This window comes from Yoonia maritima (assembly GCF_002933395.1).
GTDB lineage: Bacteria > Pseudomonadota > Alphaproteobacteria > Rhodobacterales > Rhodobacteraceae > Yoonia > Yoonia maritima_A.
In genome coordinates, this window is record NZ_PKFN01000011.1 from 178,113 (window position 1) to 202,100 (window position 23,988).

A 23,988-nucleotide genomic window follows, 5' to 3' on the forward strand; every position below is an offset into this window, starting at 1 on the left:
GTTCAATCACACGAACATGGCAACAGCGAAAAATGGCAGAACAATTAGTCCAGCGTTTCGGTTTGACCTGAAAAGGCGCAGCAGAATGTCATTGTTGTCAGGATCGAAACGCCCAAGCTGCCATGTCAGATGCCATCCAAGCGCCCAAGGGCCACCAAGTGCGATCACCAATGATAATATGCTGCGATCAATGCAGGCCAAAACCACGGCAGCGCCAAACAGCAAAATGGTGACTGTTAAAAACAGCCGTAGCCATTGCCTAGATTTATCTCCGAATAGGCGGGCGGTGGATTTTACGCCGATAAGCGCATCATCTTCTGTGTCTTGGTGGGCGTAGATTGTATCGTAGAACAACGTCCATGCGATGCCCGCCAAGTATAATATGACGGGCACTGGCCCAATGCTGCCCGTGTGCGCAGCCCAAGCAAGCAATGCACCCCAGTTAAACGCAAGCCCCAAGAATACCTGTGGCCACCATGTAAACCGTTTTGCAAACGGATAAATTGCAACAGGCAAAAGCGCGAGCACCCCAAGAATAATCGCCACCCAATAGAAGGTTAACAAAATTACGAAAGCAATAAGCGCTTGCGCAATCATCCAGATGACAGCGCCACGCACGGTGACTTGGCCCGATGGAATGGGTCGTGACCGGGTGCGTGCGACTTTGTCATCGATGTGCCGATCCGTGATGTCATTCCAAGTACAGCCAGCACCGCGCATCAGGAATGCGCCGATACCACACGCAACGGCAATCCAAAGATCATGCATGCTTGCGCTTTTCGTCGCCAGCATCGCCAGCCCCAACGCCCACAGGCAGGGCATATACAACAGCCATGTTCCAATAGGACGGTCCGCGCGCGATAGCCGCAGATAGGGGCGGGTAAAGGCTGGGGCGATGGTATCGACCCAATTCCCCGTTACGGCATCAGAAACTGTGCCTGTCGGCTCTGGTGTTGGCGCGTTCTCGGTCATATGGTCCGCCTATGGCTTCCAAGGTTCGACTTTATGTAGATCACCCGCTGGGTGAAGGGCAATCAGTTCCGCTTGATCGTGATCAGGCGCATTACCTGTTTGGGGTGATGCGAATTGCCGAGGGCACGGTGCTATCTTTGATCAACAGCCGCGACGGCGAATGGGACGCAGAGGTTGTGAAAGCAGGCAAAAAAGGCGGTATCCTGCTGTGTCAGACACTGACGCGTCCGCTACAAATGCCGCCTGACCTGTGGCTGATATTCGCCCCGATCCGCAAAGAACGCACCGCGTTCATCGTTGAAAAAGCTGTCGAAATGGGGGCCGCACGGATTATCCCTGCGCAAACAGAATATACCCAAAGCGCGAATCGCATTCGCCAAGACAAGCTACAGGCCCACGCGGTCGAGGCCGCCGAGCAATGCGGTGGTACCTTTGTGCCCCAAGTGGAAGAATTGAAAAAGCTGGACCGCCTGCTGGCCGACTGGCCCGCAGACCGTCAGTTGATGTTCTGCGATGAAGCAAAAATCGGGGACCCTATCGGCCTGCCAGACGCACCCGGCCCATGGGCGATCCTAATCGGCCCCGAAGGCGGGTTTTCCCCGGCCGAGCGCGAAAAGCTCCACGCACTCCCCTTCAGCCACCCCGTAAGCCTAGGCCCACGCATCTTGCGTGCAGACACCGCAGCAGTCGCCGCACTAACAGTTTGGCAACAGGCTCTGGGGGACTGGGGGTGATCCGCGCGACCGAGGCTGACCGCCTCGCGATTGAGGCATTCCTGACCAACCACATCGCCACGTCGATGTTTCCGCTTTCGAACTTACGCAGCTACGGCATGTCGGGTGGTCACCCGCGTGCTGTGACGTTTTGGGCGCGTTGGCTGGATGGGCAAATCACCGATGTGCTGACTGTGACGGACGAGGGCTTCTTGTTCCCGCAATGCCCGACTGGCCCGTGGGGTGATATCAGGGCTGTCTTAGCAGGGCAGGCGTATCGTGGGATTTTGGGCGATGCGCGGCAAGTGGCGGCTCTGCGGCAGGCGTTGAGCTGGCAAGTTGAGCCCGGAATCGATGACGTTGAACCGCTTTACCATTTATCGCTGTCGGATCTGCAGTTGCCTGATTGCGAAGGGTTTGAACTGTATCCACTGGCGGATGCGCCCAAAGAAACTGTGCTGGGCTGGCGGACTGCTTATCTGACCGAAGTCATGCCCGTGCCGGGAGAAGAGCCCGATGTAACAGCGGCCAAAGATATTGCCGCATATCTTGATGCGAATAGCCACCGGGCGCTTTATCGCGATGGAACGCCTGTTGCGATGACAGGGTTTAATGCGCAGTTGCCGCAGGTCGTTCAGATTGGTGGTGTTTACACACAGCCTGAATTCCGGGGGCAAGGGGTTGCGCGACGGGCTGTTGGGCTCCACCTAAAAGAGGCACACAATAACGGTGTGAAAGACGCAATCCTATTTGCGGCAAGTGACAACGCTGCGCGTGCATATGAGGCGATTGGTTTCAACAAGATCGGCGCGTTTTCTATTCTGCTTTATGAGGAACCACAGGTGGTCCATGTCTGATTTTCTTCGCCCCGAGGTTCGCGCGTTTCTATGGCGCTGGCGCGATACGTTGATTGGTATCGGGCTGATCGTTCTGGGGCTGTGGTGGGGGTTGCGGGCCTTTGGTGCGGTGCAATGGCTGGGATACCTCGTGGTATTGATCGGGGTTGTGCTTGCGGCTGCTGGTGTGCAGCGCGCGCGATTTCGTCAAGATGGGGTGGGGGCCGGTGTTGTGCAAATCAACGAACGTAGATTGTCCTATTATGGGCCACTAGACGGGGGCGTCATTGATGTTGCAGACTTGACCAAGCTTGAGCTTGACCCAAGCGCGCACCCAAACCCCAACTGGGTGCTGACCGGTGTTGGCGGGCAAAACTTATCAATTCCAATCAATGCGACCGGGGCCGAAGCATTGTTCGACGTTTTCGCCGGATTGCCGGGGATTAAGACGGGCGATATGCTTGACGTGCTTTCACGCACACCAGATGCGCGCGTCACCGTTTGGGCAAGGGTTCGTCCGGTCTTGCATTGACATGCGCCTTGCGGCACGTCACCGATAGAAATTCTGAAACGCAGCAAGCACGGAGCGCGCGCCATGTCTATTCCTCAGTCCGGTGGTGGCCCAATCGAACATCACGATCAACTGGCCGAGATGCTCTCTAAGGGGTGCAAACCCAAGGACCAATGGCGCATCGGCACCGAGCACGAGAAGTTCGGCTATTGCGAGGACTCCTTGCGTCCGCTTCCCTACGAGGGCGAGCGTTCGATCAAAGCCGTGCTTGAGGGGCTGGAAGGCCGTTTTGGCTGGTCGCGTGTTGAGGAAGAAGGCAAGATCATCGGCCTGACCAAAGACGGCGCGAATGTCAGCTTGGAACCCGGTGGTGCGCTTGAATTGTCCGGTGCCCCGCTCGAGACGATCCACCAGACTTGCGACGAAGTGAATACGCACTTAGCCGAGGTAAAATCAGTCTCGGACGAGATCGGAGTGAAATTCATCGGTGTTGGCGCAGCCCCCAAATGGACCCACGAAGAAATGCCACTGATGCCCAAAGGCCGTTACAAATTGATGGACGCCTACATGAAAAAGGTGGGTACAATGGGCACGGCGATGATGCGTCGGACGTGCACCGTGCAAGTGAACCTTGATTTCGGGTCAGAGGCCGACATGGTCCAAAAGATGCGTGTCGCCGTGGCGCTACAGCCGGTTGCCGCCGCCTTGTTCGCAAGTTCGCCGTTCTTTGAAGGCAAAGTAAACGGTCACAAATCGTGGCGTTCACGTATTTGGCGTGACCTTGACGCGTCGCGTACAGGCATGATCCCATTCGTGTTCGACGAAGGTTTCGGGTTCGAAGCCTGGGTTCAGTGGGTTCTTGATGTGCCGATGTACTTTGTTTACCGCGATGGCAAATACATCGATGCGCTGGGCATGTCGTTCCGCGACTTCCTTAAGGGTGAATTGCCTGCATTGCCGGGTGAAAAACCGCTTTTGTCAGATTGGGCCGACCACCTGACAACCGTATTCCCCGAAGCGCGTATGAAGCAGTTTATTGAAATGCGCGGCGCAGATGGTGGGCCTTGGCGTCGTCTATGCGCTTTGCCTGCGTTCTGGACTGGGCTGACCTATGACCAAACAGCGCTCGATGCTGCTTGGGATATTTGTAAAGACTGGACAGCAGAACAGCGCGAAGCCCTGCGTGTGGCTGCCTCTGTTGATGGGCTTCAGGCACAGGTCGGTGGGATCAATATGCATGAACTCGCCCGCGAGGTCGTTGCTATTTCTGAAGCTGGCCTAAAGAACCGCGCACGCCCCGGTGCTGGTGGCCTGATCCCGGACGAAACCCATTTCCTAAACGCGCTGAAAGAAAGCATTGAGTCAGGCAAGACCTTGGCCGATGAATTGCTGGATCATTACAATGGCGATTGGAATGGTGATCTGAAACGGATCTACAGCGAATACAGCTATTAATCCGTTTCAGAGGCTTTCGTTATTCAGTGGCGGCGCTTACCCGTGCCGCTGCTTGTGCAACGATGTCACGCAGCGTTGCAACAGCTTGCGTAAACCCAAGCCCAAGGCAAAGCACGGCAAGGCCAAGCGCAGTCAAAACGCCAGCTGGTGCCATGTGTGGCAAAACTGCTAGCACACCTGCCGCGATCAAAATGACACCGCCTGCACCGATGGCGACAAACCCAGCGACAATCGTCATTGATCCGGCTTTCGCGGCACGCCCAGTGTCTGGGCAATCGGCAAGTGCGCTCCCGATCTTAAAGATCATGAATGACAGCCCCGCCAACGCGCCGGCGGCTAGTCCGAAGTAAAGCATCAAATAACTAAGCATAGTGTTTTGTCCTTCTAGATTTGTAGGATGCGTCTGTTTGGATAGAGATTTGCGTAAATGACGCCAAAAGCGCCTGCGTAAAGAGCACCGAAAAGTAGGCCGTATGCGAATATGAAAACTAGCTGCTCGCTCTGGCTGCTTAGGCTGAGAGCATGCGCCGCGAGGCTGGCAAGCAAGCAAACCAAATTCACAGCAAAGCCAAGTGTGGCGTAGCTCCAGAGTTCGGGTTCGATCCGTGTCACTGCCCATAGCAACACTGGAGTGCCCAGCAGCAAGTACGGAATTGCCCCAAACGGGAGAGCAAAAAGGCCGATGATGGTCCAACACGTCAGTAAAGTTACGCTGATGGGTGCGAGAATTAGCGCAGCAACGAATGCCGTTGGGTTAACGGAGTAGCGGATGGTCCGCTTCGGATTATTTGGGGCAAGTAGAGTTGCGGCAGACATTTGAACCTCACCGATTCTGATTAACTTAATTTCTGTATTAACAGAAATAGCAGTACGTACAGGTAAGTCAAGGATTTACCGTGGGCGTGGTGAGCCAACAGAAAAAGGCGCAGCTGAATGAACAACTACGCCTCGTATCCGTGTCGCTAATGCGATGATTGTTTGGTTAACCCTTAGCCCCGATCTTGGTCTCGGTGTTGGCTTTCAGGCGTTTAATATTGTCCCAATGCCGAAAATAAATCAGCAGACAAAGAAGCGCGGCCAAAAAGAAACTATGCCCATATCCGGTGAACGCCATTACGATGGGCGTCCAACCTGCAGCGACCAGCGCAGCAAGCGATGAATACCGCGTGACTGCCGCCATCACGAGCCAGATCAAACAGGCAACCAATCCCATCGGCCATGCCAGTGCCAGCAAGATGCCGATGTAAGTCGCAACACCCTTACCACCCTTGAAATTCAACCATACTGGAAAGCAGTGCCCAACAAAGGCAGCAAGCGCACCAATTTGCGCGGCGTCTTCGCCCGCAAAGGCGCGGGCAAGCAATACGACGATCGCCCCTTTGGCGGCGTCAAACAGCAGGGTAAGCGCAGCCGCCTTTTTGTTGCCTGTCCGTAGCACATTGGTCGCGCCGATATTGCCTGAACCGATTTCGCGCAGGTTCCCAAGGTTCATCACACGCGCCATGAGCATACCGCCGGACAACGACCCGAAAAGATAACCAATCACAGCCCATAAGGCTAAAACTGCAAAGCCACTTTCAATTGCAGGCATTATGCTTTCTCCCAAACGCGTTCGCCATCGACCCAAGTTCCCAGCACCTTGCCCTGCATACGCGCACCGTCAAAGGGGGTATTTTTCGATTTCGACAAAAGCTTAGTCCGATCCAATTGGAACGGGGCATCAGGGTCGAACAAGATGAGGTCAGCTGGCGCACCCGCAAGTAACCGACCGGCGTCAAGCCGTAGCAACCGTGCCGGGTTTAACGACAACGCCCGGAACAGTCGCGGCAGGTCGATCATTTCCGCGTGGTACAGGCGTAAGGCGGCGGGCAGCAGCGTTTCAAGTGCTACGGCACCGCTGGCTGCTTCCTCATAGGGCAGACGTTTGCTTTCTTCGTCTTGCGGCGTGTGCATCGAACAGATGATGTCGATCAGCCCGTCAGCGACAGCTTGGACAACGGCGACACGGTCTTCTTCGCTGCGCAGGGGTGGCTTGACCTTAAAGAATGTACGGTAGTCAGCGACATCCATTTCATTCAGCGTCAGGTGATGAACGCTTACGCCTGCGGTAATATCAAGCCCGTTGCGCTTGGCACGTTCTAGCGCGGGCAGGGCGCGGGCTGTCGTGATTTGGCTCGCGTGATAACGCGCACCAGTCATTTCTAGCAGCGCGATATCGCGGTCCAGCGCCATGCGTTCAGCCATGGGCGAGACGCCGGGCAGACCGCGCAGGGACGCGAACTTGCCAGAGGTTACAGCCGCACCTTTAGAAAGACCTGGATCTTGGGTGTGACCGATCACCAATGCATCGAGACTGCGGGCATAGGTCAGCGCGCGGCTGAATACTTTGGTATCAGTAACCACCCGGTCAGCGTCAGAAAACGCAACTGCGCCCGCGTCCTGCAGAAACCCGATCTCGGTCATTTCGCGACCCTCGCGGCCTTTGGTTAGGGCGGCCATGGGCAACACGTGAACAGGCGCATCCGCTTGAGCACGGCGTTCGACAAACTCTAGAATTTCGGGCGTGTCGATAGATGGGATCGTATCGGGACGGGTGACAATCGTGGTCACACCACCCGCGGCTGCCGCACGGCCAGCAGAGCGAAAGGATTCCTTGTGCCGTTCACCCGGTTCCGACACCTTAACGCCGATGTCGATAATACCGGGGGCAAGACATTTACCGCCGCAGTCGATCACCGTCGCGCCATTCGCGTCGGGGGCGGTTTCAAAGACATCTACGATCTTGCCGTCACGCACCAACAACGCGCCAAGGCTATCTGTCAGGGCCACCGGATCAATCAGGCGCGCGTTAGTAAAAAGCATATCGGTCATGCGATGGGTCCTGTCTCAAATTCTAGCGGGCAGCGTGGCGTCATCCGGCGATCCAAATCATCATAGCAACGATCAAAAACATTACGACAAGGGCAACAGTCGCGACCATCCCACCCATACGTGCATCCGATTTTGGGGCTTTGGTAGGCTTGGGGGTAACGACGCCTTCGGCACCTTCAGAGGGCAGTTCAGTTGGCGGTGTCATGCGAATGGTTGGGCTGTATGTCGTGACATGTCGCAGACCGGGTGCAAGGTTCAAAGTAACCTCTTGTCCGGTAGTCGCGCGTGAAAGCAGCAAAATCGCGTAACCCGTGATCGCATCGACCGCCGCCTTGTCGACGGCGTCGGGCTGCATGTCATAACCCGATGCGATATAATCGCTCAGGCTCATATCGCCCAAATCATCAATGCAAACGACATCAACGTAGGTTACATCAACGTTAATTCCGAACAGCCCCGTAATAGCGTCGGGTGACTTGCCCGTCACTTCTGGCGGCAGTGGCAGATCGGTCGCAAAAACCCGAATTTGTCCGTGATCGTTGGCGGGGATATTAAGCTGCATCAATTGTCACACCATTTGCCCTTGCGGCGTACGGCTCGCGCGAAGGTTTTGTGCCAACAGGTCCATGGCAGCCATCCGCACGGCGACGCCCATTTCGACCTGTTCTTGAATCACAGAGCGGTTGATGTCGTCGGCGATATTACCGTCGATCTCGACACCGCGGTTCATTGGGCCGGGGTGCATGACGATGGCGTCAGGTTTGGCGTGGGCCAGTTTGTCTGCGTCCAGCCCGTAACGGTGGAAATATTCACGCTCTGACGGGATGAACCCGCCATCCATACGTTCCTTTTGTAGCCGAAGCATCATGACAACATCGACGTCTTTTAGCCCCTCTTCCATGTTCTCGAACACTTCGCAGCCAAACTCATTCATCCCCGAAGGCATCAAGGTTGGCGGAGCGATCAGGCGAATACGGTTTTCCATCTTGCCCAGCAGCATGATGTTTGACCGTGCCACGCGGCTATGCGCGACATCGCCGCAAATCGCGATGGACAGACGGTGAAGCCGACCTTTGGCCCGGCGAATAGTCAGCGCATCCAGCAATGCTTGCGTTGGGTGTTCGTGTTTCCCGTCGCCTGCATTCAGCACTGCACAGTTTACCTTTTGCGCAAGCAGATCGACCGCACCGGAATGTGGGTGCCGTACAACCAGCAAATCAGGGTGCATTGCATTCAGCGTCAGCGCCGTATCAATCAGCGTTTCGCCCTTTTTGATCGAAGACGCTTGCATCCCCATGTTCATCACATCGGCACCCAAACGTTTGCCCGCAATCTCAAAGCTCGCCTGTGTTCGGGTCGAATTTTCAAAGAACATGTTAATCTGGGTCATACCCGCCAACACATCACGATGCGCGACACCACGGCGGTTATGTTCGGCATAGCTATCGGCTAAATCCAGCAGAGTGGTAATTTCCGTTGGGTGCAGATGCTCAATGCCCAAAAGATGTTTTGCGCGGAATGTCATGATCGGCCCCTTGTCACGGTTTATAGTGCTTATAGCAGTCCGCGAAGGGGCATCAATGGTTTGCTGGGCATTGAAGTGTTGGTTCGGGGGTATGCAAATCCCATGGCATCATGAATTGGCGCTGATGGTATGACCAGTTGCCGTATCGCACGGTATCGCCAGACCCAATGATCAAGACGGCATGAGCAGTCCAGTCACCCTTATCGAAAGTTAAAAAGGTAAGGTCTTGCGAGTTACTGGTAAACCGCTTGCTTTGATTGAGATAGATGCAGAACGGTTCACCGTTCGCAGTGGCGCGGGCTGATGAAAGAATGCTCGCTGGGTAGGTCGCACTGAGCAGGGCAAGCATTATTCCACCAACCGCAACGCCTCCGAAATAGATGGCTGGCACGCCACTGTAGAGAAGAAAGAATAACGGCGTGATGGACAACACAACTAGAACGACGTGGATGGTGATCGCCCCAGCCCCGCTGATCAGTGCAGCACTGATCAAAGCTGCGCCAATACCGAGAGTAATACCATTTCCTAAGTGTAGGAGGAAAAAAATTGGGTGATCAAACTGCATAGTCATGTCGTCTTCGCGCATCGCGTGAAATACCACGCGTAGAACAGCTGCGATGCAAAGCAATATCACTATCCATAGCAGTAAGGCGAAAGCCAGTGTGTCGGAAGTGCTACCGCGACCCGTAAGGGTGCTACTAGTGGCCAGCAACGGGTAGCTAAAGGCCAGTGCAATGAGGTTGAACCAAGCCCAAACCCAGCGCCAAGGCAGCAGCAAGGCGGGGCCAAGAATAACGGCGTGAAAGATAATAAGTGGTGTCATGAACTGACCATCGCATTGTCTTCGCTTAGCCACCGTGCGGCCTTTGTGCAGATTTTGCACAAGCCACTGCACATCCTCTGCATTCCCGCGTAGTCTATGCCACATGGATTCGGGCAACACATATTGGGATGACCGCGCGCTGCTGGAATGGCAGGTGGAACTGGGGGCGACTGACGCCATTCAGGACACACCTGTCGACCGCTATACGCTAGAGGCGTCCAAGCCGAAACCAAAAGTGGAAACTCCTTCAGGTCCCCCGGCGATCCCTGAACCGGTCGAGGTTGATACGGTTGCTGTTGCAAAGATGGCTGCGAAAAATGCCGCCGACCTGCCAGCACTGTCAGCCGCAATGCAAGCGTTTGAACATTGCGAAATCAAACGCGGGGCTCGGTCCTTTGTGTTTAGTGACGGAAACCCTGACGCACGCGTGATGATCGTGGGCGAGGCGCCGGGCCGTGAAGAGGATCGTGCTGGTAAGCCGTTCGTTGGGCGTGCTGGGCAATTGCTTGATCGGATGTTGGGCGCGATCAATTTGGGGCGCGCGGAACGGGATGCTGCCCGCAGCGTTTATATCACCAACGTGCTGCCGTGGCGGCCGCCATCGAACAGAACGCCTAGCAATGATGAAATCGCGATGATGCTGCCGTTTTTGCAGCGGCACATTGCACTGGCTGATCCAGATGTTGTGATCTTGATGGGAAATACGCCCTGTCAGGCATTGCTTGGGCGGACGGGGATTACACGAATACGCGGAACATGGACCGAAGTATTGGGCAAACCTTGCCTGCCGATGTTCCACCCTGCCTATCTGTTACGCAACACTGCGGCCAAGCGCGAGGCTTGGGCCGATTTGCTAGAAGTTAACGCGAGATTAAAGACATGAGCCGGATTGACGAGGCGCTTGATTTTGTACCTGTCCGCATTGCTGTATTGACCGTAAGCGATACACGTCAGTTGGAAGATGACAAATCAGGTCAGACGCTTGTTGATCGGATCGCCGCCGACGGACATATCTTGGCGGATCGCAAGATCATCGCCGATGAAAGGGCGCAGATTGCGGATCAACTGCGCGCATGGTGCGCTGATGACGGGATCGATGCGGTTATCTCGACCGGGGGGACTGGGCTTACGGGGCGCGACGTGACGGTCGAGGCACACCGCGACGTGTATGAGAAAGAAATCGACGCCTTTGGCACGGTCTTTACCATCGTTAGCATGCAAAAAATCGGGACAAGTGCTGTGCAAAGCCGCGCAACGGCTGGCGTGGCAAAAGGTACATATCTGTTCGCTTTGCCGGGCAGTCCGGGTGCTTGCAAAGACGCGTGGGATGAAATTTTGTGCAAACAGCTCGATTATCGGCACCGTCCCTGTAACTTTGTCGAGATAATGCCAAGATTAGATGAACATCTGCGACGGAAATAGTTTTGTATTCCGTATAATCTTGCAGAAATGCATTTGCGTCTAGCTCAAGGAATTAAATATGCGGTTTTTGCGACGTAGCCTGACTGGCGTCTTTCTGTTGGCGGTGACCTTTGTCCTACTGGCTTGGGCGGGCAGTTTGGTACGTGGTGCGGTGGTCGCGAAGATGAACCAAGAACCGCGCAGCTTTCCACAGCGCGAACGGGTTCTATCCGTGAATGTCGCCATGTTAGACCCGCAAACTATTGTTCCAGAGCTAACTGCCTTTGGTGAACTTCGCAGTCAGCGGACGCTTGATTTGCGCAGCGCGACTGGTGGCATCGTCGAAGAGGTAAGTGACGCATTGGTCGACGGCGGGACTGTAACCAAAGGTGATCTTCTTTTACGGATTGATGCTGCTGTCGCGACCGCCGCATTGGACCGCGTGCGTGCTGACCTACAAGATGCAGAGGCCGAATTACGCGACGCCGAACGTGCATTTGTGTTGGCTGAGGATGAATTAACCGCGGCACGTGCCCAATCTGCACTACGTGATCAGGCGTTGGCCCGTGCCCAGGATTTGGCTGGGCGCGGCGTGGGAACGACGGCTGCGGTTGAAACCGCTGAACTTGCTTCGTCATCTGCGCAGGCATCTGTTCTGACGCAGCGCCAGTCTGTCGCATCCGCCCAAGCGCGCATTGATCAAGCCACCACAAGCCTTGCGCGGCAGCGTATCAATCTGTCCGAAGCAGAAAGGGATGTCTCTGATACCGAAGTATACGCCGCATTCGACGGTCAGTTGTCTGATGTCACCCTTAGCGCGGGTGGTCGTGTCTCGGCGAATGAATCCTTTGCGCAGCTGGTGGACCCAACACAGCTAGAGGTGTCATTTCGGGTGTCTACATCCCAATATGCACGACTGTTGGACGAACGTGGTCAGCTTGTCCAAGCACCCGTAACCGTGACACTGGATGTGTCGGGGTTGGACCTTGCAGGTACAGGCAAAATTACTCGTGAAAGCGCGTCGGTGGCAAGCGGCCAAACAGGGCGTTTGTTGTTCGCGACATTAGATACTGCGCTGGGCTTTCGGCCTGGTGACTTTGTGACTGTTCGCATTGATGAACCAGCATTGGAAAACGTCGCATTGGTGCCCTCTACGGCCATCGCGGCTGATGAAACCGTTTTGTTGATTGGTGACGACGAAAGGCTTCGCGTTGGGGAGGTCAGTTTGCTGCGACGGCAAGGTGACAACGTCATTGTCAGTGTGGGTGATTATGCCGGTCGTGCGATTGTGGCCGAACGTTCGCCGCTTTTGGGTGCCGGAATTAAGGTCAGCCCGATCATGCCCAAAGGCCAAGAAATCGCTGTGTTAGAGCCTGAAATGCTAAGGTTAGACCCTGATCGGCGCGCAAAGCTTATTGCGTTTGTTACCGACGGTCCCATGCCCGATGACGTAAAAGCCCGCATTCTTGCACAGTTAGAACAAGACGAAGTTTCAAGCGAAACAGTAGAGCGGCTGGAAAGCCGGATGGGAAGCTGATGGCGACCGGGGGCGCACATCTCGCGAGCGGCGCAAGCGGATTGCTATCGTATTTCACGCGGCACCGAACCGCGGCGAACCTGCTGCTTGTCTTGATGCTGGCAGCGGGGCTTTTGGCGCTACCAAAGATGCGCGCGCAGTATTTTCCAGACGTTGTGGTCGATGATCTGACGGTATCAGTAACATGGTCTGGGGCGGGGGCAGAAGATGTCGATACGGCGATCGTACAAGTCCTAGAACCCGCGCTGCTTGCCGTCGAAGGTGTCATGTCGTCAGAGGCAACTTCAGTCGAAGGTCGCGCGTCGATCAAGCTTGAGTTCGAGCCGGGCTATGACATCGAGCGCGCCACCGAAGACGTGCAGCTTGCGGTCGACAGTACAAGTAACCTGCCATCTGACGCCGAAGACCCTAACGTTCGGCGCGGTGGCTGGTCAGACACGGTTACCGATGTGGTCATCGCTGGGCCTGTGGGTGTTGATCAACTGGCGCGATTTGCCGACGAATTGGCAACCCGATTATTCGCCGAAGGCGTGACGCAAGTGTCTGTACAAGGGGTTGCGGCCCCTTCGACCATCGTCGAAGTGCCGGCGCTTTCCATCATTGAACATGACATCGGCCTAAGCGATATTGCGTCCCGCATCGCAGAAGAAGCCGCCGCAGACCCTGCAGGTGATGTGTCTGGCAATGCGCGTGTGCGCACTGGCGTGGCTAAACGCAGCGCTGAAGATATCGGCGCGATTGTTTTACGGTCCAACGCTGACGGATCGCAGCTTACCATTGCCGATGTTGCGACAATTCGAGTCGAAGGGACCGACCGGGAACGCGCCTATTACGTGGACGAACACCCTGCGATCAAGCTCAAGGTGACGCGTTCGGCACAGGGCGACGCGATCAAACTACAGCATACCGTCCAAGATGTAGCAGAAGAATTGACAGCGTCATTGCCTGAAGGCGTGACTATTCAGCTTACCAACGGTCGTGCAGAACTGATTACCGCGCGGCTTGAAATCTTGATGGAAAACGGCGCGACAGGGCTGTTGCTTGTCGTTGTCCTTCTGTTCCTATTCTTGAATGCACGCACTGCATTTTGGGTCGCTGCGGGTATTCCGGTCGCGATGCTGGCGGCAATCGCGTTGATGTATGTTTCTGGCATTACGTTCAACATGATCTCTATTTTCGCGTTGATTATCACGCTTGGGATCGTCGTGGATGACGCCATTGTGGTGGGGGAACACGCGGATTATCGGGTGCGCCATTTGGGTGAACATCCTGTCATCGCATCCGAAAACGCGGCGAAACGTATGTTTAGTCCCGTTTTGTCCGCCACGATCACCACCGTTATCGCGTTTTATGGCCTCGTGCTTATTGGCGGGCGGTTCGGTGATATGATCGCGGACATCCCATTCACTGTCATTGTCGTGTTGATCGCAAGCTTGGCTGAATGTTTCCTAATCTTGCCCAATCACCTGTCCCACACCATCGGGCATTCTGCAAAAGACCACTGGTACGATGCGCCGTCGCGGTTCGTAAACAAAGGCTTTGTGTGGTTCAGAGAGACCCTATTCCGCCCATTTATGGGGTTTGTTGTCTGGGCGCGCTATCCGGTTTTTGCTTTGGCACTGCTCACGCTTGCATCGCAGCTTGCGCTGTTCATCCGTGGCGATGTCAGTTGGCGGTTCTTTAACGCGCCAGAGCAAAGCCAAGTCACCGGCAATTTTGCCATGCTGCCGGGCGCTACACGCGAAGACACAGTGGAAATGATGCGCGAAATGCAACGTGCAGCCGACGATCTGGGTGCGAAATACGAAGCGGAATATGGAAATAACCCGCTGAAATTCGTCGTTGCTGAGATCGGTGGGAATTCGGGCCGCGCTATTGCTGGGTCCGATACCAAAGACGCTGACCAACTGGGTGCGATCACGATTGAACTGATCGACCGCGATAGCCGCCCCTATAGCAGTGCGGCCTTCGTAAGCGCGCTTCAAGATAGTATTCAACAACACCCACTGGCCGAAACTGTTAGCTTCCGCCGGTTCCGCGGTGGTGCAGGCGGCGATAGCCTATCGGTTCAAATGTTTGGCGCCGACAGCGACACGCTCAAAGGCGCTTCCGAAGCGTTGAAAAACGAACTCGCCCAATTCGGAGAGATTTCCGGGCTCGAAGATTCACTGTCCTACGACAAAGAAGAAATGATCCTTGAACTCACTCCGCAAGGGGAACGTCTGGGGCTGAGCATTGATGGCTTGGGTAGCGTGCTGCGCAACCGCTTAGGTGGGATCGAGGCCGCGACCTACCCCGATGGGACCCGTTCGGCGTCCATTCAAGTCGAAATGCCCGAAACAGAGCTATCGGCCGACTTTCTTGACCGCATGCAAATCCGCACGTCGGACGGTATCTATGTGCCGCTGGCCGATGTGGTCACGGTGCAAACGCGCACGGGGTTTTCGACGGTACGGCGCGAAAACGGTATCCAATTAATCGAAGTGTCTGGCGATTTAGATAGCGACGATGCGGCCCGTGCGACCGAAATTCAGACTCTTATTAATGACGATATTTTGCCGCGTATCGAAAGCAACTTTGGTATCGAAACGCAACTATCGGGGCAAAGCGAACAAGAACGCGAGTTTTTATCTGATGCGCGCACCGGGCTAATCCTTGCTTTGCTGGGTATCTATCTAACCCTTTCGTGGATTTTCAGCAGTTGGACCCGGCCCATTGTGGTGATGTCGATCATTCCATTTGCGCTGGTCGGCACCATTTACGGCCACAACGCATGGGGTATTCCCATGAGCATGTTCACCGTCATTGGCCTGATCGGGATGGTCGGGATTATCATTAACGACAGTATTGTTCTGGTCACGACCATTGATGAATACGCCGAAGAACGCGGGCTGATCCCGGCGATTATTGACGGCACGGTTGATCGGCTTCGGCCTGTGATGCTGACGACGTTGACGACAGTGCTTGGGCTTGCTCCGCTGCTTTACGAAGGCTCTACACAGGCTGAATTCCTAAAGCCAACAGTGATTACGCTTGTATTCGGTTTGGCGTTTGGGTTTGTCTTGGTGCTGCTTGTGGTGCCATCTGTCATGGCGATGCAGGCGGATTTCAGGCACCAAATCACATCTGCAAAGCGCGCGCTCAGGGCGCGCCGTGCTGCGATGTTTGTGCCTGCAGCAATTGCTGGTATCTGCGCAACTGCACTGTTTGCTGCGTTGATCTTACCCCTGCTAGTTACTGGTGCCGCATGGGCGCCTGCGGTTACGATCATGCCAGTCTTAGGGCAGGGCGGGTTTATTGCCGCCTTCGGAATCTATGTAGTCTCTTTGTTGGCTGTCGTGGGCAGTATCTATCTTGCTGTTTTGCTAGGCACTGGTGCGAAACGCAGCGGTGCTTAGCGACCCGCGCAGCCTTGTATTTCGATCGCTTGGTCCCCGCCAAAAACGGATATTTTCACGCGTGATCGATCCAGTGCGAATGCTGATCCGCTATGATGCACCATATCAACCGTTGCGCTTATCTGATCGCCATATCGCTGTGTTTGTGCTTCTGAGACCCAGACGTTCGCGTCACCCGATTCCACGACGACAACCTCGTCGGTGCCTAGAGGGGCAAGGTCAAACCTTGTTGTAACACGCAGTCCGTCACGAATGGGGTCTATGCTGCAAGACACCGGGCCAATGCCTGCCTCTGACTGGGTCATCGGACGATCAACAAGTGCGGCAGTGATTGCACTGTCGCGGCCGCCATCAATCGGTAGCGCCGCATCAAAGCTTAGGCTGACGGGAATACAGATTTCTTCGCATACACCAATGTCGATTTGCCCGCTGATTTGCATCGGCTGATCGGGTGCATCGGTGAACACAGTCAATGGAAACACGACACCGTCATGATAGCCAATCGTCTGCATGCCATTGCTGTTAAACACTTCGGGGACAGGCCAGTGAGGGGCAACTGCACGAATATTTTCCGACCCGGAAAAAGAAAAACTGGGGGGAATCCCCGCGTCACCGGGCGCGCGCCAATAGGTTTTCCAACCCGGCGCCAATGTGATCCGCAACCCTGCGATGTGATCACCGTTGGCGTTACGCCATCCAGGAATGACTTCGACCTGCGCGAGCTTATCATAAGGAGAAGCCCAGGCTGGTGAAGAAATGGCCAACATGGCCAATGGAATCAAAGAAATCATACGCATACGGGATTAATTATGCATTCGGCCTGCAATAGGAAGTCACTTTCAGGCGATCCACTGCAACGTTATTGCTTGCATATAGAGTCAATGATGAACAATTTACGGCGCATGAAAGCTCAGGAACCTAGTTTGACAGGTAAATTGCTGATCGCCATGCCTGCCATGGATGATCCAAGATTTGCCCACAGTGTGATCTATATGTGCGCCCATTCCGAAGATGGGGGCATGGGGTTAATCGTGAACAAGCCTCAAACCGAGGTGCAGTTTTCTGATTTGCTTGATCAGTTGGATATCGAAAAGGCATCCGGGGTGCGCGATATTCGCGTGCATTTTGGGGGGCCGGTCGATCAATCGCGCGGGTTTGTCCTGCATTCTAGCGATTATGAAGCTGCGGTGGGTACGCTAAATGTTGCGCAAGACATTTCAATGAGCGCGACATTAGACGTGATCGAAGACATCGCCAAAGGTACTGGCCCTGACACGTCATTGCTTGCGCTTGGTTATGCAGGGTGGGGACCAGGTCAGCTAGAGTCTGAAATCGCGCATAATGGTTGGCTGACCTGCGAAGCGCGCAGCGATATTGTCTTTGGTCGTGCAAACGAACACAAATGGACTGCCGCGCTAAAGCATATGGGAATTGATCCCATATTGCTTTCTGATATCGCTGGCCGGGCCTAGCTACCGTTAGTGATAAGTGCCTGCACAATGGCAATCGCGCTGTCACTTGACCAGTCTGCCTCGCCCTGCATGCGCGCAATTTCGTTTCCTTGGCGATCCAGTAAAATGGTAACAGGTAACCCAAGCACACCCATGCTACGCGCAAGCCCTTGGCGAGGGTCGGTATGTTTTGGCAAATTGTCGACTTCAATTTCAGCGAGAAACCGATCAATGGCTGGTGCAGGGTTACGGCCTGTCGCGATCGTGACGACTTGCATGTCATCGCCGCCCATCTGTTCTTGGAGCGCAGAAAGATGCGGCATCTCTAATCGGCATGGCGCGCACCAAGTGGCCCAGAAGTTCAAGACAACATATTGCCCTTCATACGCAGCAAGCGTCATTTCGCTACCGTCCTCTGCTAGAAATGAACTGTCAGGCGCAGCGATTGCGGCTTCATGAAACGTTAACTTGCGCATGTCACCTTCGCGCAGGGCTTCAATCGCTGTGGTGTCGGCTATGGCAGTATTTGCAACAACAGCAAGGGCCGTATAAAGCAGGGCTGACATTAACTTTCGCATAGGCTTTTCCTCATGACCAAGACCGCAAACACGATGTGGGGCGGACGCTTCGCCGCCGGACCAGACGCGATTATGGAGGCGATTAACGCTTCAATCGGGTATGACCGCCGCCTTGCGCCGCAAGACATCACAGGTTCGCTTGCCCATGCAACCATGTTGGCTGCCAAAGGCATCATCAGTGATACCGATGCCGCGGCCATTAAGGAAGGTCTGGTCACCGTATTGTCAGAGATTGAAACAGGAAAGTTTGAATTCTCTGCAGCGCTAGAAGACATCCATATGAATGTGGAATCGCGTTTGAAAGAATTGGTTGGCGAACCCGCAGGTCGCTTGCACACGGCACGGTCACGTAACGATCAGGTTGCCGTCGATTTCCGCCTTTGGGTGCGTGATCAATGTGACCAAGCGGACGAAGCATTAGCCGCGCTACAAAATGCGCTGCTTGGTCAGGCCGAGGCTGGCGCAGATTGGGTCATGCCCGGCTTTACGCACCTGCAAACCGCGCAGCCTGTGACATGGGGCCATCACATGTTGGCCTACGTGGAAATGTTCGCACGTGACCGTTCGCGGTTTGCGGATGCGCGCAAGCGCATGAATACATCACCCTTGGGTGCTGCGGCGCTGGCCGGTACGTCGTTCCCGATTGATCGCGAAATGACGGCAAAGGAATTGGGCTTTGATCGTCCGATGTCCAACTCTCTGGACGCCGTATCTGATCGTGACTTTGCGCTTGAATTCCTTGCCGCCAGCAGCATTTGCGCGATGCATCTGTCGCGCATGGCCGAAGAACTGGTGATCTGGTCGTCTGCACAATTCCGCTTTGTGAAGATGTCCGACAAATGGTCAACTGGGTCGTCGATCATGCCGCAAAAACGCAACCCCGACGCCGCAGAACTGATCCGCGCTAAGATCGGCCGCATCTTTGGTGCCAACGTGGCCTTGATGACAGTGATGAAAGGGCTTCCGCTGACCTATTCCAAGGATATGCAGGAAGACAAAGAGCAAACATTTGATGCCGCAGACAACCTGATGCTGGCGCTGGCCGCGATGACAGGCATGGTTTCTGATATGACCGCGAACCGCGCAAGCCTCAAAGCGGCGGCTTCCAGCGGATTTTCGACGGCAACTGATCTGGCGGATTGGCTGGTGCGCGAACTTGGGCTACCGTTCCGTGACGCGCACCATGTGACCGGATCGCTTGTTGCTATGGCCGAAGGCAAGGACTGTGACCTGCCAGACCTGACGCTTGAGGACATGCAGTCGGTTCACGCTGGCATTCGCGCTGACGTATTTGATGTGCTTGGGGTTGAAAACTCCGTCGCCTCGCGGATGAGCTTTGGCGGCACAGCCCCAGAGCAGGTACGCGCGCAGGTCGCGCATTGGAAAGAGGTACTTGGATGAAACGCATTGCTTTGATTTTGTCGGTTGGCGCGCTTGCCAGTTGTGGCGCCGATGGCGCGCCATGGCGACCCGCTGCAAACGTTGGGCTTAGCGTTGGTACTGGGGGCGTAAGTACCAGCACCAGCGTCGGCGCAACTAATGGTGCCGTCAGTGTTGGGGCTAGTTTCTAATGCGTCCTGTTTATCTCGTGTTGGCCCTTTGGGGCGCGGTACATCCGATGTACTTTTTCATTCAGTGGTTTTTGATCGAAGGCTGGAGCCTTACCGGGTTGGTCGATGGTTGGCGCGCGAACCTCGCGTCAACTGGTCTGACGTGGGATGTAACGATTGCTGCGATCGTTTTGATTATTTGGATTTTATCCGAGGTCGCAAAGACACGTAATTTAAGAAGTCTGTGGGCGATCGCCGCTACGATTTGTATCGGGGTAAGCTGTGGCTTGCCGCTTTATCTCTATCTGCGCGACCGGGTCGTTTATTCACGCGACACCCATACAGTTCGCACGCTGTAACCGCGAAACAAGGGTTGGTCTTTGCCCTTGATCTGATATGTCCAAGATTGATTTTGGACAAGGAAGACAGGTTTGGATCACTTTCTGTATCGTGATGGCGCGCTATTCGCCGAAGACGTACCCGTAGCTGATATCGCAGCTGCGGTTGGCACCCCGTTTTACGTCTATTCTACGGCGACGCTGAAACGTCACTTTACGCTTTTTGACGAAGCGCTCTCATGGGGTGACCATCTGGTATGCTTCGCGATGAAGTCCCTGTCGAATCAAGCCGTTCTTAAGGTCCTTGCTGACCTTGGAGCTGGCATGGATGTTGTGTCTATCGGTGAATACATGCGCGCCAAAGCTGCTGGCGTTCCCGGCGACCGCATCGTGTTTTCGGGTGTCGGGAAAACCGCAGGCGAAATGCGCGTGGCGCTCGAAGGCGGGATTCGCCAGTTCAACGTCGAAAGCGAACCAGAGATGGCGATGCTTGACTCTGTTGCGCAGTCGCTAGGAAAAGTTGCACCAATCACGGTACGGGTGAACCCAGACGTCGACGCCAAAACGCACGCTAAAATCGCGACAGGAAAATCCGAGAATAAATTTGGCATCCCTATTTCGCGCGCGCGCGAGGTCTATGCAATGGCGGCTAAAATGCCGGGCCTTAAGGTGATTGGGATCGATGTGCACATTGGATCGCAGCTAACTGAACTTGCCCCATTTGAAGCGGCCTATAAAAAAGTCGCTGAACTGACGGAACAGCTGCGTGCCGATGGTCACGAAATTACGCGCCTCGATTTGGGGGGCGGTCTTGGTATTCCTTATACCCGCTCAAACGAGGCACCGCCGCTACCCACAGAATACGGTGCAATGGTTCAGCGCACTGTTGGTCACTTGGGCTGCGAGATCGAGATCGAACCGGGGCGTCTGATTTCTGGCAATGCTGGGATTTTGGTTTCCAAAGTCATTTACGTGAAATCCGGCGAAGATCGCGAATTCCTGATCATCGATGGCGCGATGAATGACCTGATCCGCCCGGCAATGTACGAGGCATGGCACGATATCATCCCCGTAGTTGAACCTGCACCGGGTGAAGAGCCCGCGAAATACGATATCGTTGGCCCAATCTGCGAAAGCGGCGATACCTTTGCCAAAGCGCGCGAAATGCCCGCTGTCGGCCCTGATGATCTGATCGCGTTCCGCTCTGCTGGTGCCTATGGTGCCGTGATGGCGTCCGAATATAACTCGCGGCCCCTAATCCCAGAGGTTTTGGTCGATGGGGATCAATTTGCGGTTATCCGCCCGCGTCCGACCTATGAAGAAATGATTGCGCGCGATACACTACCCCCATGGCTAAAGTAGCCAAAGTAACAGGAGAGGCCCGCTGAAGGATCAGTCAGACCAATTGCGTCACCTGCGCTGGCCTATCACGCTCACGCGTTTGGGCATGATCGCAGAACAAACCGTGCGGGCATTTTGGCCGCTTTGGACGGTGCTGTTGTTGATTCTGACCCCTTTGATGATGGGGTGGCACGAACAGCTCCCGCTTGAGGCATTCTGGGCTGGTGTCGTCGTTGCTGCGATTACAACCTTTGCTGCGCTGTTTTGGGGGCTGCGCTGGTTTCGTATTCCCAAACGGTCAGAGGCCGTCGCGCGTGTTGACGCCGCGATGCCGGGCCGCCCCATTGCGGCCATTGCTGATACGCAGGCCATTGGCGCAAGTGATCCAGCTTCACAAGCTGTTTGGAATGCGCATATCGCGCGTATGGCTGAACGTACCAATTCAGCCCATGCGATTGAACCGAACCTGCGGCTGACGGATCGTGACCCATTTGGTTTGCGGTTTATCGCTTTGCTGTTCTTCGTGGTTGCTTTGTTGTTTGGGTCGCTTTTGCGGGTCACGACGGTTGGCGATATGGTGGCAGGCAGCGACCCAAGCCTTGTCACCGGTCCGGTCTGGGAAGGCTGGGTTGAACCCCCTGCGTACACTGGCAAGCCTGCGATTTATCTGAATGATATCCCAGCCGGGGATTTGGCCGTACCCGAAGGTAGCCAAGTCACACTGCGCCTATATGGCGAAGTCGGTGCGCTGATGGTTGCTGAAACCATTTCAGGGCGTACAGGCGAATTTGGCGCCGCATCTGACGCGCAACAGCAGTTTGATGTGACGCAATCGGGCGCGCTCTCGATCGAGGGTGAAAATGGCGCCTCTTGGAATATTAACGCAATCAAGGACAAACCGCCCGAGGTTGAACTGACTGGCCCGATTGAAACCGATGCGATGGGCGAATTTTCTCAACCGTTTATGGCGCTGGACGATTACGGCGTCGAAAGAGGCACGGCGACGATTGCCTTGGACCTGACTGCGGTAACCCGCGAATATGGTCTGACCATCGACCCTGACCCGATCGAACCCTTGGTGTTGGATCTGCCGATGCCATTCACTGGCGACCGGACGGATTTCGAAGAATTCCTGATTGAGAACCTAAGCGAGCATCCTTTGGCCAACTTGCCAGTGACGATGCAATTGCAGGTGGTTGATGCTGCTGGGCTAAGCACGGAAGCCCCGGCGGAACCCATGATCCTACCCGGGCGGCGATTCTTTCAGCCGTTTGCCAAAGCAGTGATCGAACAGCGCCGTGATCTGATGTGGTCCAAGGCGAACGTGCGCCGCGTGGACCAAGTGTTGCGCGCGCTGTCCAATCGGCCAGAAGACCTATCCATGGACGAAGCCCCTTATCTGCGGCTTCGCACGATCATCCGCCAATTGGATCGGATGGCCGAATTCGGCATGAACGACGAAGGTCAGGCAGAGATTGTGGATGCGCTTTGGGAACTTGCCGTGCAGCTCGAAGATGGCCGTCTTGCCGATGCACGCAAGCGGCTTGAGCGTGCCCAAGAGCGTCTTGCAGAGGCGATGCGCAACGGCGCGTCCGACGAAGAAATCGCCGAGTTGATGCAAGAATTGCGTGAAGCTACGGATGACTACATGCGGATGTTGGCCGAAGAAATGGAGCCCAATGATGGCACCGATCAGGCTGACAACAGCGAAAACACGACTGAACTGTCGATGGATGAAATTCAGGCGCTGATGGATCGTATCGAAGAGCTGATGCAAGAAGGCCGCATGGCCGAAGCGCAAGAGCTGATGGAACAGCTGAACCAGATGATGGAAAACTTGCGCATCACGCAAGGCGAAGGGGGCAACGGACCGCAGATGCCCGGGCAGCAGTCCATGCAGGATCTTGCTGAAACGCTGCGTGAGCAACAAGACCTGTCTGATGACGCATTCCGTGACCTGCAAGAACAGTTCAATCCCGGCCAGCAAGGCGAACAATCAGATCAACCCGGCGATCAAGGTGAACAAGGTCAAGAAAACGGACAATCTGGCGAAGAGCCGGGCGATCAAGGTCAAAACGGTGAACAGCCTGGCCCTGAGGGGCAGCAGGGCCAGGGCGACAATCCTGGTGAGGGTGGCCAAGGCGGACAGCAAGGCGAAGATGGTTCAGGTGGCGCGGGCGAACGCAGTCTTGCCGAACGTCAACAGGCTCTGCGCGACGAACTTCAGCGACAGCGTGACGGCCTGCCTAACCCTGATGGCAGCGCTGGCGACGTTGCCCGCCAGTCACTTGACCGCGCCGATGGTGCAATGGAAGGCGCAGAAGATGCTTTGCGTAACGGCGACCTAGCCGAAGCAATTGACCGCCAAGCCGAAGCAATGGATGCGTTGCGGAACGGGATGCGTGAACTTGAACAGGCGCTGGCCGAAAACGGTAACACCGACCCGGGGCAAGGCACTGAACAGGGCGATGCGGGTGGGCGTCCGGTACCCGGCGCGCGTGATCCGCTTGGCCGTCAGGTTGGAAACGCTGGACCTTCTGGCACTGACCAAGAACTGCTTGGTGGCGTAGATGTCAATCGCCGTGCCGAAGAGCTACTTGACGAAATTCGCCGCAGATCAGGCGACCAAGACCGTCCAGAGATCGAGCGCGACTATCTTCGCCGCTTACTCGATCAGTTTTAACTAAG

At 55.3% G+C, this 23,988-nt stretch carries 24 protein-coding genes; 14 read left to right on the forward strand and 10 right to left on the reverse strand.

Annotated features, from left to right (window positions below; genetic code table 11):
• Positions 1-6: 6 nt before the first annotated feature.
• Positions 7-972 carry a 4-hydroxybenzoate octaprenyltransferase gene (ubiA, locus tag CYQ09_RS15775; protein ID WP_106746341.1) on the reverse strand — a complete coding sequence of 322 codons (966 nt, stop codon included), beginning with the start codon at positions 970-972 and terminating at the stop codon, positions 7-9.
• Positions 973-983: 11 nt separating this feature from the next.
• Between ubiA and CYQ09_RS15780 the strand changes: the two genes are divergently transcribed.
• From CYQ09_RS15780 to CYQ09_RS15795, 4 genes are all read left to right on the forward strand, one after another.
• Entirely contained in the window at positions 984-1,706 is a 723-nt protein-coding gene (locus tag CYQ09_RS15780) for a 16S rRNA (uracil(1498)-N(3))-methyltransferase (protein ID WP_106746342.1), read from the forward strand.
• Positions 1,703-2,542: a GNAT family N-acetyltransferase gene (locus CYQ09_RS15785; protein WP_106746343.1), complete on the forward strand. Its 840-nt coding sequence runs from the start codon at positions 1,703-1,705 to the stop codon at positions 2,540-2,542. The genes CYQ09_RS15780 and CYQ09_RS15785 overlap by 4 nt, the downstream gene beginning before the upstream one ends.
• Positions 2,535-3,053: a hypothetical protein gene (locus CYQ09_RS15790; protein WP_106746344.1), complete on the forward strand. Its 519-nt coding sequence runs from the start codon at positions 2,535-2,537 to the stop codon at positions 3,051-3,053. Before CYQ09_RS15785 ends, CYQ09_RS15790 begins: the two co-directional genes overlap by 8 nt.
• A 63-nt stretch (positions 3,054-3,116) precedes the next feature.
• A complete protein-coding gene (locus CYQ09_RS15795; RefSeq protein ID WP_106746345.1) occupies positions 3,117-4,487 on the forward strand; it encodes a glutamate--cysteine ligase in 1,371 nt (456 codons plus the stop codon).
• Positions 4,488-4,506: 19 nt separating this feature from the next.
• On the opposite strand, the gene CYQ09_RS15800 is transcribed toward CYQ09_RS15795, so the two are convergent.
• From CYQ09_RS15800 to CYQ09_RS15830, 7 genes are all read right to left on the reverse strand, one after another.
• On the reverse strand, positions 4,507-4,857 hold the full coding sequence (locus CYQ09_RS15800) for a hypothetical protein (RefSeq protein ID WP_106359153.1): 351 nt from the start codon (positions 4,855-4,857) through the stop codon (positions 4,507-4,509).
• A gap of 14 nt (positions 4,858-4,871) precedes the next feature.
• Positions 4,872-5,303, reverse strand: coding sequence for a hypothetical protein (locus tag CYQ09_RS15805; protein ID WP_106746347.1), 432 nt, complete (start codon positions 5,301-5,303; stop codon positions 4,872-4,874).
• Positions 5,304-5,469: 166 nt separating this feature from the next.
• Positions 5,470-6,078: a glycerol-3-phosphate 1-O-acyltransferase PlsY gene (gene plsY, locus CYQ09_RS15810; RefSeq protein WP_106746348.1), complete on the reverse strand. Its 609-nt coding sequence runs from the start codon at positions 6,076-6,078 to the stop codon at positions 5,470-5,472.
• Positions 6,078-7,358: a dihydroorotase gene (gene pyrC, locus CYQ09_RS15815; RefSeq protein WP_106746349.1), complete on the reverse strand. Its 1,281-nt coding sequence runs from the start codon at positions 7,356-7,358 to the stop codon at positions 6,078-6,080. The genes plsY and pyrC overlap by 1 nt, the downstream gene beginning before the upstream one ends.
• Positions 7,359-7,398: 40 nt before the next feature.
• Complete coding sequence (locus CYQ09_RS15820) at positions 7,399-7,920, reverse strand: hypothetical protein (RefSeq protein WP_106746350.1); 522 nt, start codon at positions 7,918-7,920, stop codon at positions 7,399-7,401.
• Positions 7,921-7,926: 6 nt separating this feature from the next.
• On the reverse strand, positions 7,927-8,883 hold the full coding sequence (locus CYQ09_RS15825) for an aspartate carbamoyltransferase catalytic subunit (RefSeq protein ID WP_106746351.1): 957 nt from the start codon (positions 8,881-8,883) through the stop codon (positions 7,927-7,929).
• A 52-nt stretch (positions 8,884-8,935) separates the two neighbouring features.
• Positions 8,936-9,706, reverse strand: coding sequence for a hypothetical protein (locus tag CYQ09_RS15830; protein WP_162617699.1), 771 nt, complete (start codon positions 9,704-9,706; stop codon positions 8,936-8,938).
• Between the two features lie 103 nt (positions 9,707-9,809).
• On the opposite strand from CYQ09_RS15830, the gene CYQ09_RS15835 reads away from it, so the two are divergent.
• The 4 genes from CYQ09_RS15835 to CYQ09_RS15850 are packed head-to-tail and all read left to right on the forward strand — an operon-like array spanning position 9,810 to position 16,042.
• Positions 9,810-10,589: a uracil-DNA glycosylase gene (locus CYQ09_RS15835; RefSeq protein ID WP_106746353.1), complete on the forward strand. Its 780-nt coding sequence runs from the start codon at positions 9,810-9,812 to the stop codon at positions 10,587-10,589.
• Entirely contained in the window at positions 10,586-11,128 is a 543-nt protein-coding gene (moaB, locus tag CYQ09_RS15840) for a molybdenum cofactor biosynthesis protein B (RefSeq protein ID WP_106746354.1), read from the forward strand. Before CYQ09_RS15835 ends, moaB begins: the two co-directional genes overlap by 4 nt.
• Positions 11,129-11,186: 58 nt before the next feature.
• The gene (locus CYQ09_RS15845; protein WP_106746355.1) at positions 11,187-12,644 is read left to right on the forward strand and encodes an efflux RND transporter periplasmic adaptor subunit; all 1,458 of its coding nucleotides are present in this window, start codon (positions 11,187-11,189) and stop codon (positions 12,642-12,644) included.
• Positions 12,644-16,042, forward strand: coding sequence for an efflux RND transporter permease subunit (locus CYQ09_RS15850; protein WP_106746356.1), 3,399 nt, complete (start codon positions 12,644-12,646; stop codon positions 16,040-16,042). Before CYQ09_RS15845 ends, CYQ09_RS15850 begins: the two co-directional genes overlap by 1 nt.
• On the opposite strand, the gene CYQ09_RS15855 is transcribed toward CYQ09_RS15850, so the two are convergent.
• A complete protein-coding gene (locus CYQ09_RS15855) occupies positions 16,039-16,833 on the reverse strand; it encodes a protein-disulfide reductase DsbD domain-containing protein (protein WP_343229865.1) in 795 nt (264 codons plus the stop codon). The two genes, CYQ09_RS15850 and CYQ09_RS15855, sit on opposite strands and share 4 nt — an antisense overlap.
• Positions 16,834-16,926: 93 nt before the next feature.
• Between CYQ09_RS15855 and CYQ09_RS15860 the strand changes: the two genes are divergently transcribed.
• Complete coding sequence (locus CYQ09_RS15860; RefSeq protein ID WP_430383354.1) at positions 16,927-17,514, forward strand: YqgE/AlgH family protein; 588 nt, start codon at positions 16,927-16,929, stop codon at positions 17,512-17,514.
• Here the strand turns inward: CYQ09_RS15860 and CYQ09_RS15865 are convergent.
• A complete protein-coding gene (locus CYQ09_RS15865) occupies positions 17,511-18,071 on the reverse strand; it encodes a TlpA family protein disulfide reductase (RefSeq protein ID WP_106746358.1) in 561 nt (186 codons plus the stop codon). The two genes, CYQ09_RS15860 and CYQ09_RS15865, sit on opposite strands and share 4 nt — an antisense overlap.
• A gap of 12 nt (positions 18,072-18,083) precedes the next feature.
• Here CYQ09_RS15865 and argH point away from each other — a divergent pair, with 12 nt between their 5' ends.
• The 5 genes from argH (at position 18,084) to CYQ09_RS15885 (ending at position 23,983) form a co-directional block, all read left to right on the forward strand.
• On the forward strand, positions 18,084-19,472 hold the full coding sequence (gene argH / locus CYQ09_RS15870; RefSeq protein WP_106746359.1) for an argininosuccinate lyase: 1,389 nt from the start codon (positions 18,084-18,086) through the stop codon (positions 19,470-19,472).
• A complete protein-coding gene (locus tag CYQ09_RS18435; RefSeq protein ID WP_165793412.1) occupies positions 19,469-19,642 on the forward strand; it encodes a hypothetical protein in 174 nt (57 codons plus the stop codon). The genes argH and CYQ09_RS18435 overlap by 4 nt, the downstream gene beginning before the upstream one ends.
• Entirely contained in the window at positions 19,642-19,980 is a 339-nt protein-coding gene (locus tag CYQ09_RS15875; RefSeq protein WP_106746360.1) for a DUF2834 domain-containing protein, read from the forward strand. The genes CYQ09_RS18435 and CYQ09_RS15875 overlap by 1 nt, the downstream gene beginning before the upstream one ends.
• A gap of 72 nt (positions 19,981-20,052) precedes the next feature.
• On the forward strand, positions 20,053-21,321 hold the full coding sequence (gene lysA / locus CYQ09_RS15880; protein WP_106746361.1) for a diaminopimelate decarboxylase: 1,269 nt from the start codon (positions 20,053-20,055) through the stop codon (positions 21,319-21,321).
• 43 nt (positions 21,322-21,364) lie between these two features.
• Positions 21,365-23,983, forward strand: a complete 2,619-nt coding sequence (locus CYQ09_RS15885) for a TIGR02302 family protein (RefSeq protein WP_343229866.1) — start codon at positions 21,365-21,367, stop codon at positions 23,981-23,983.
• Positions 23,984-23,988: the final 5 nt, after the last annotated feature.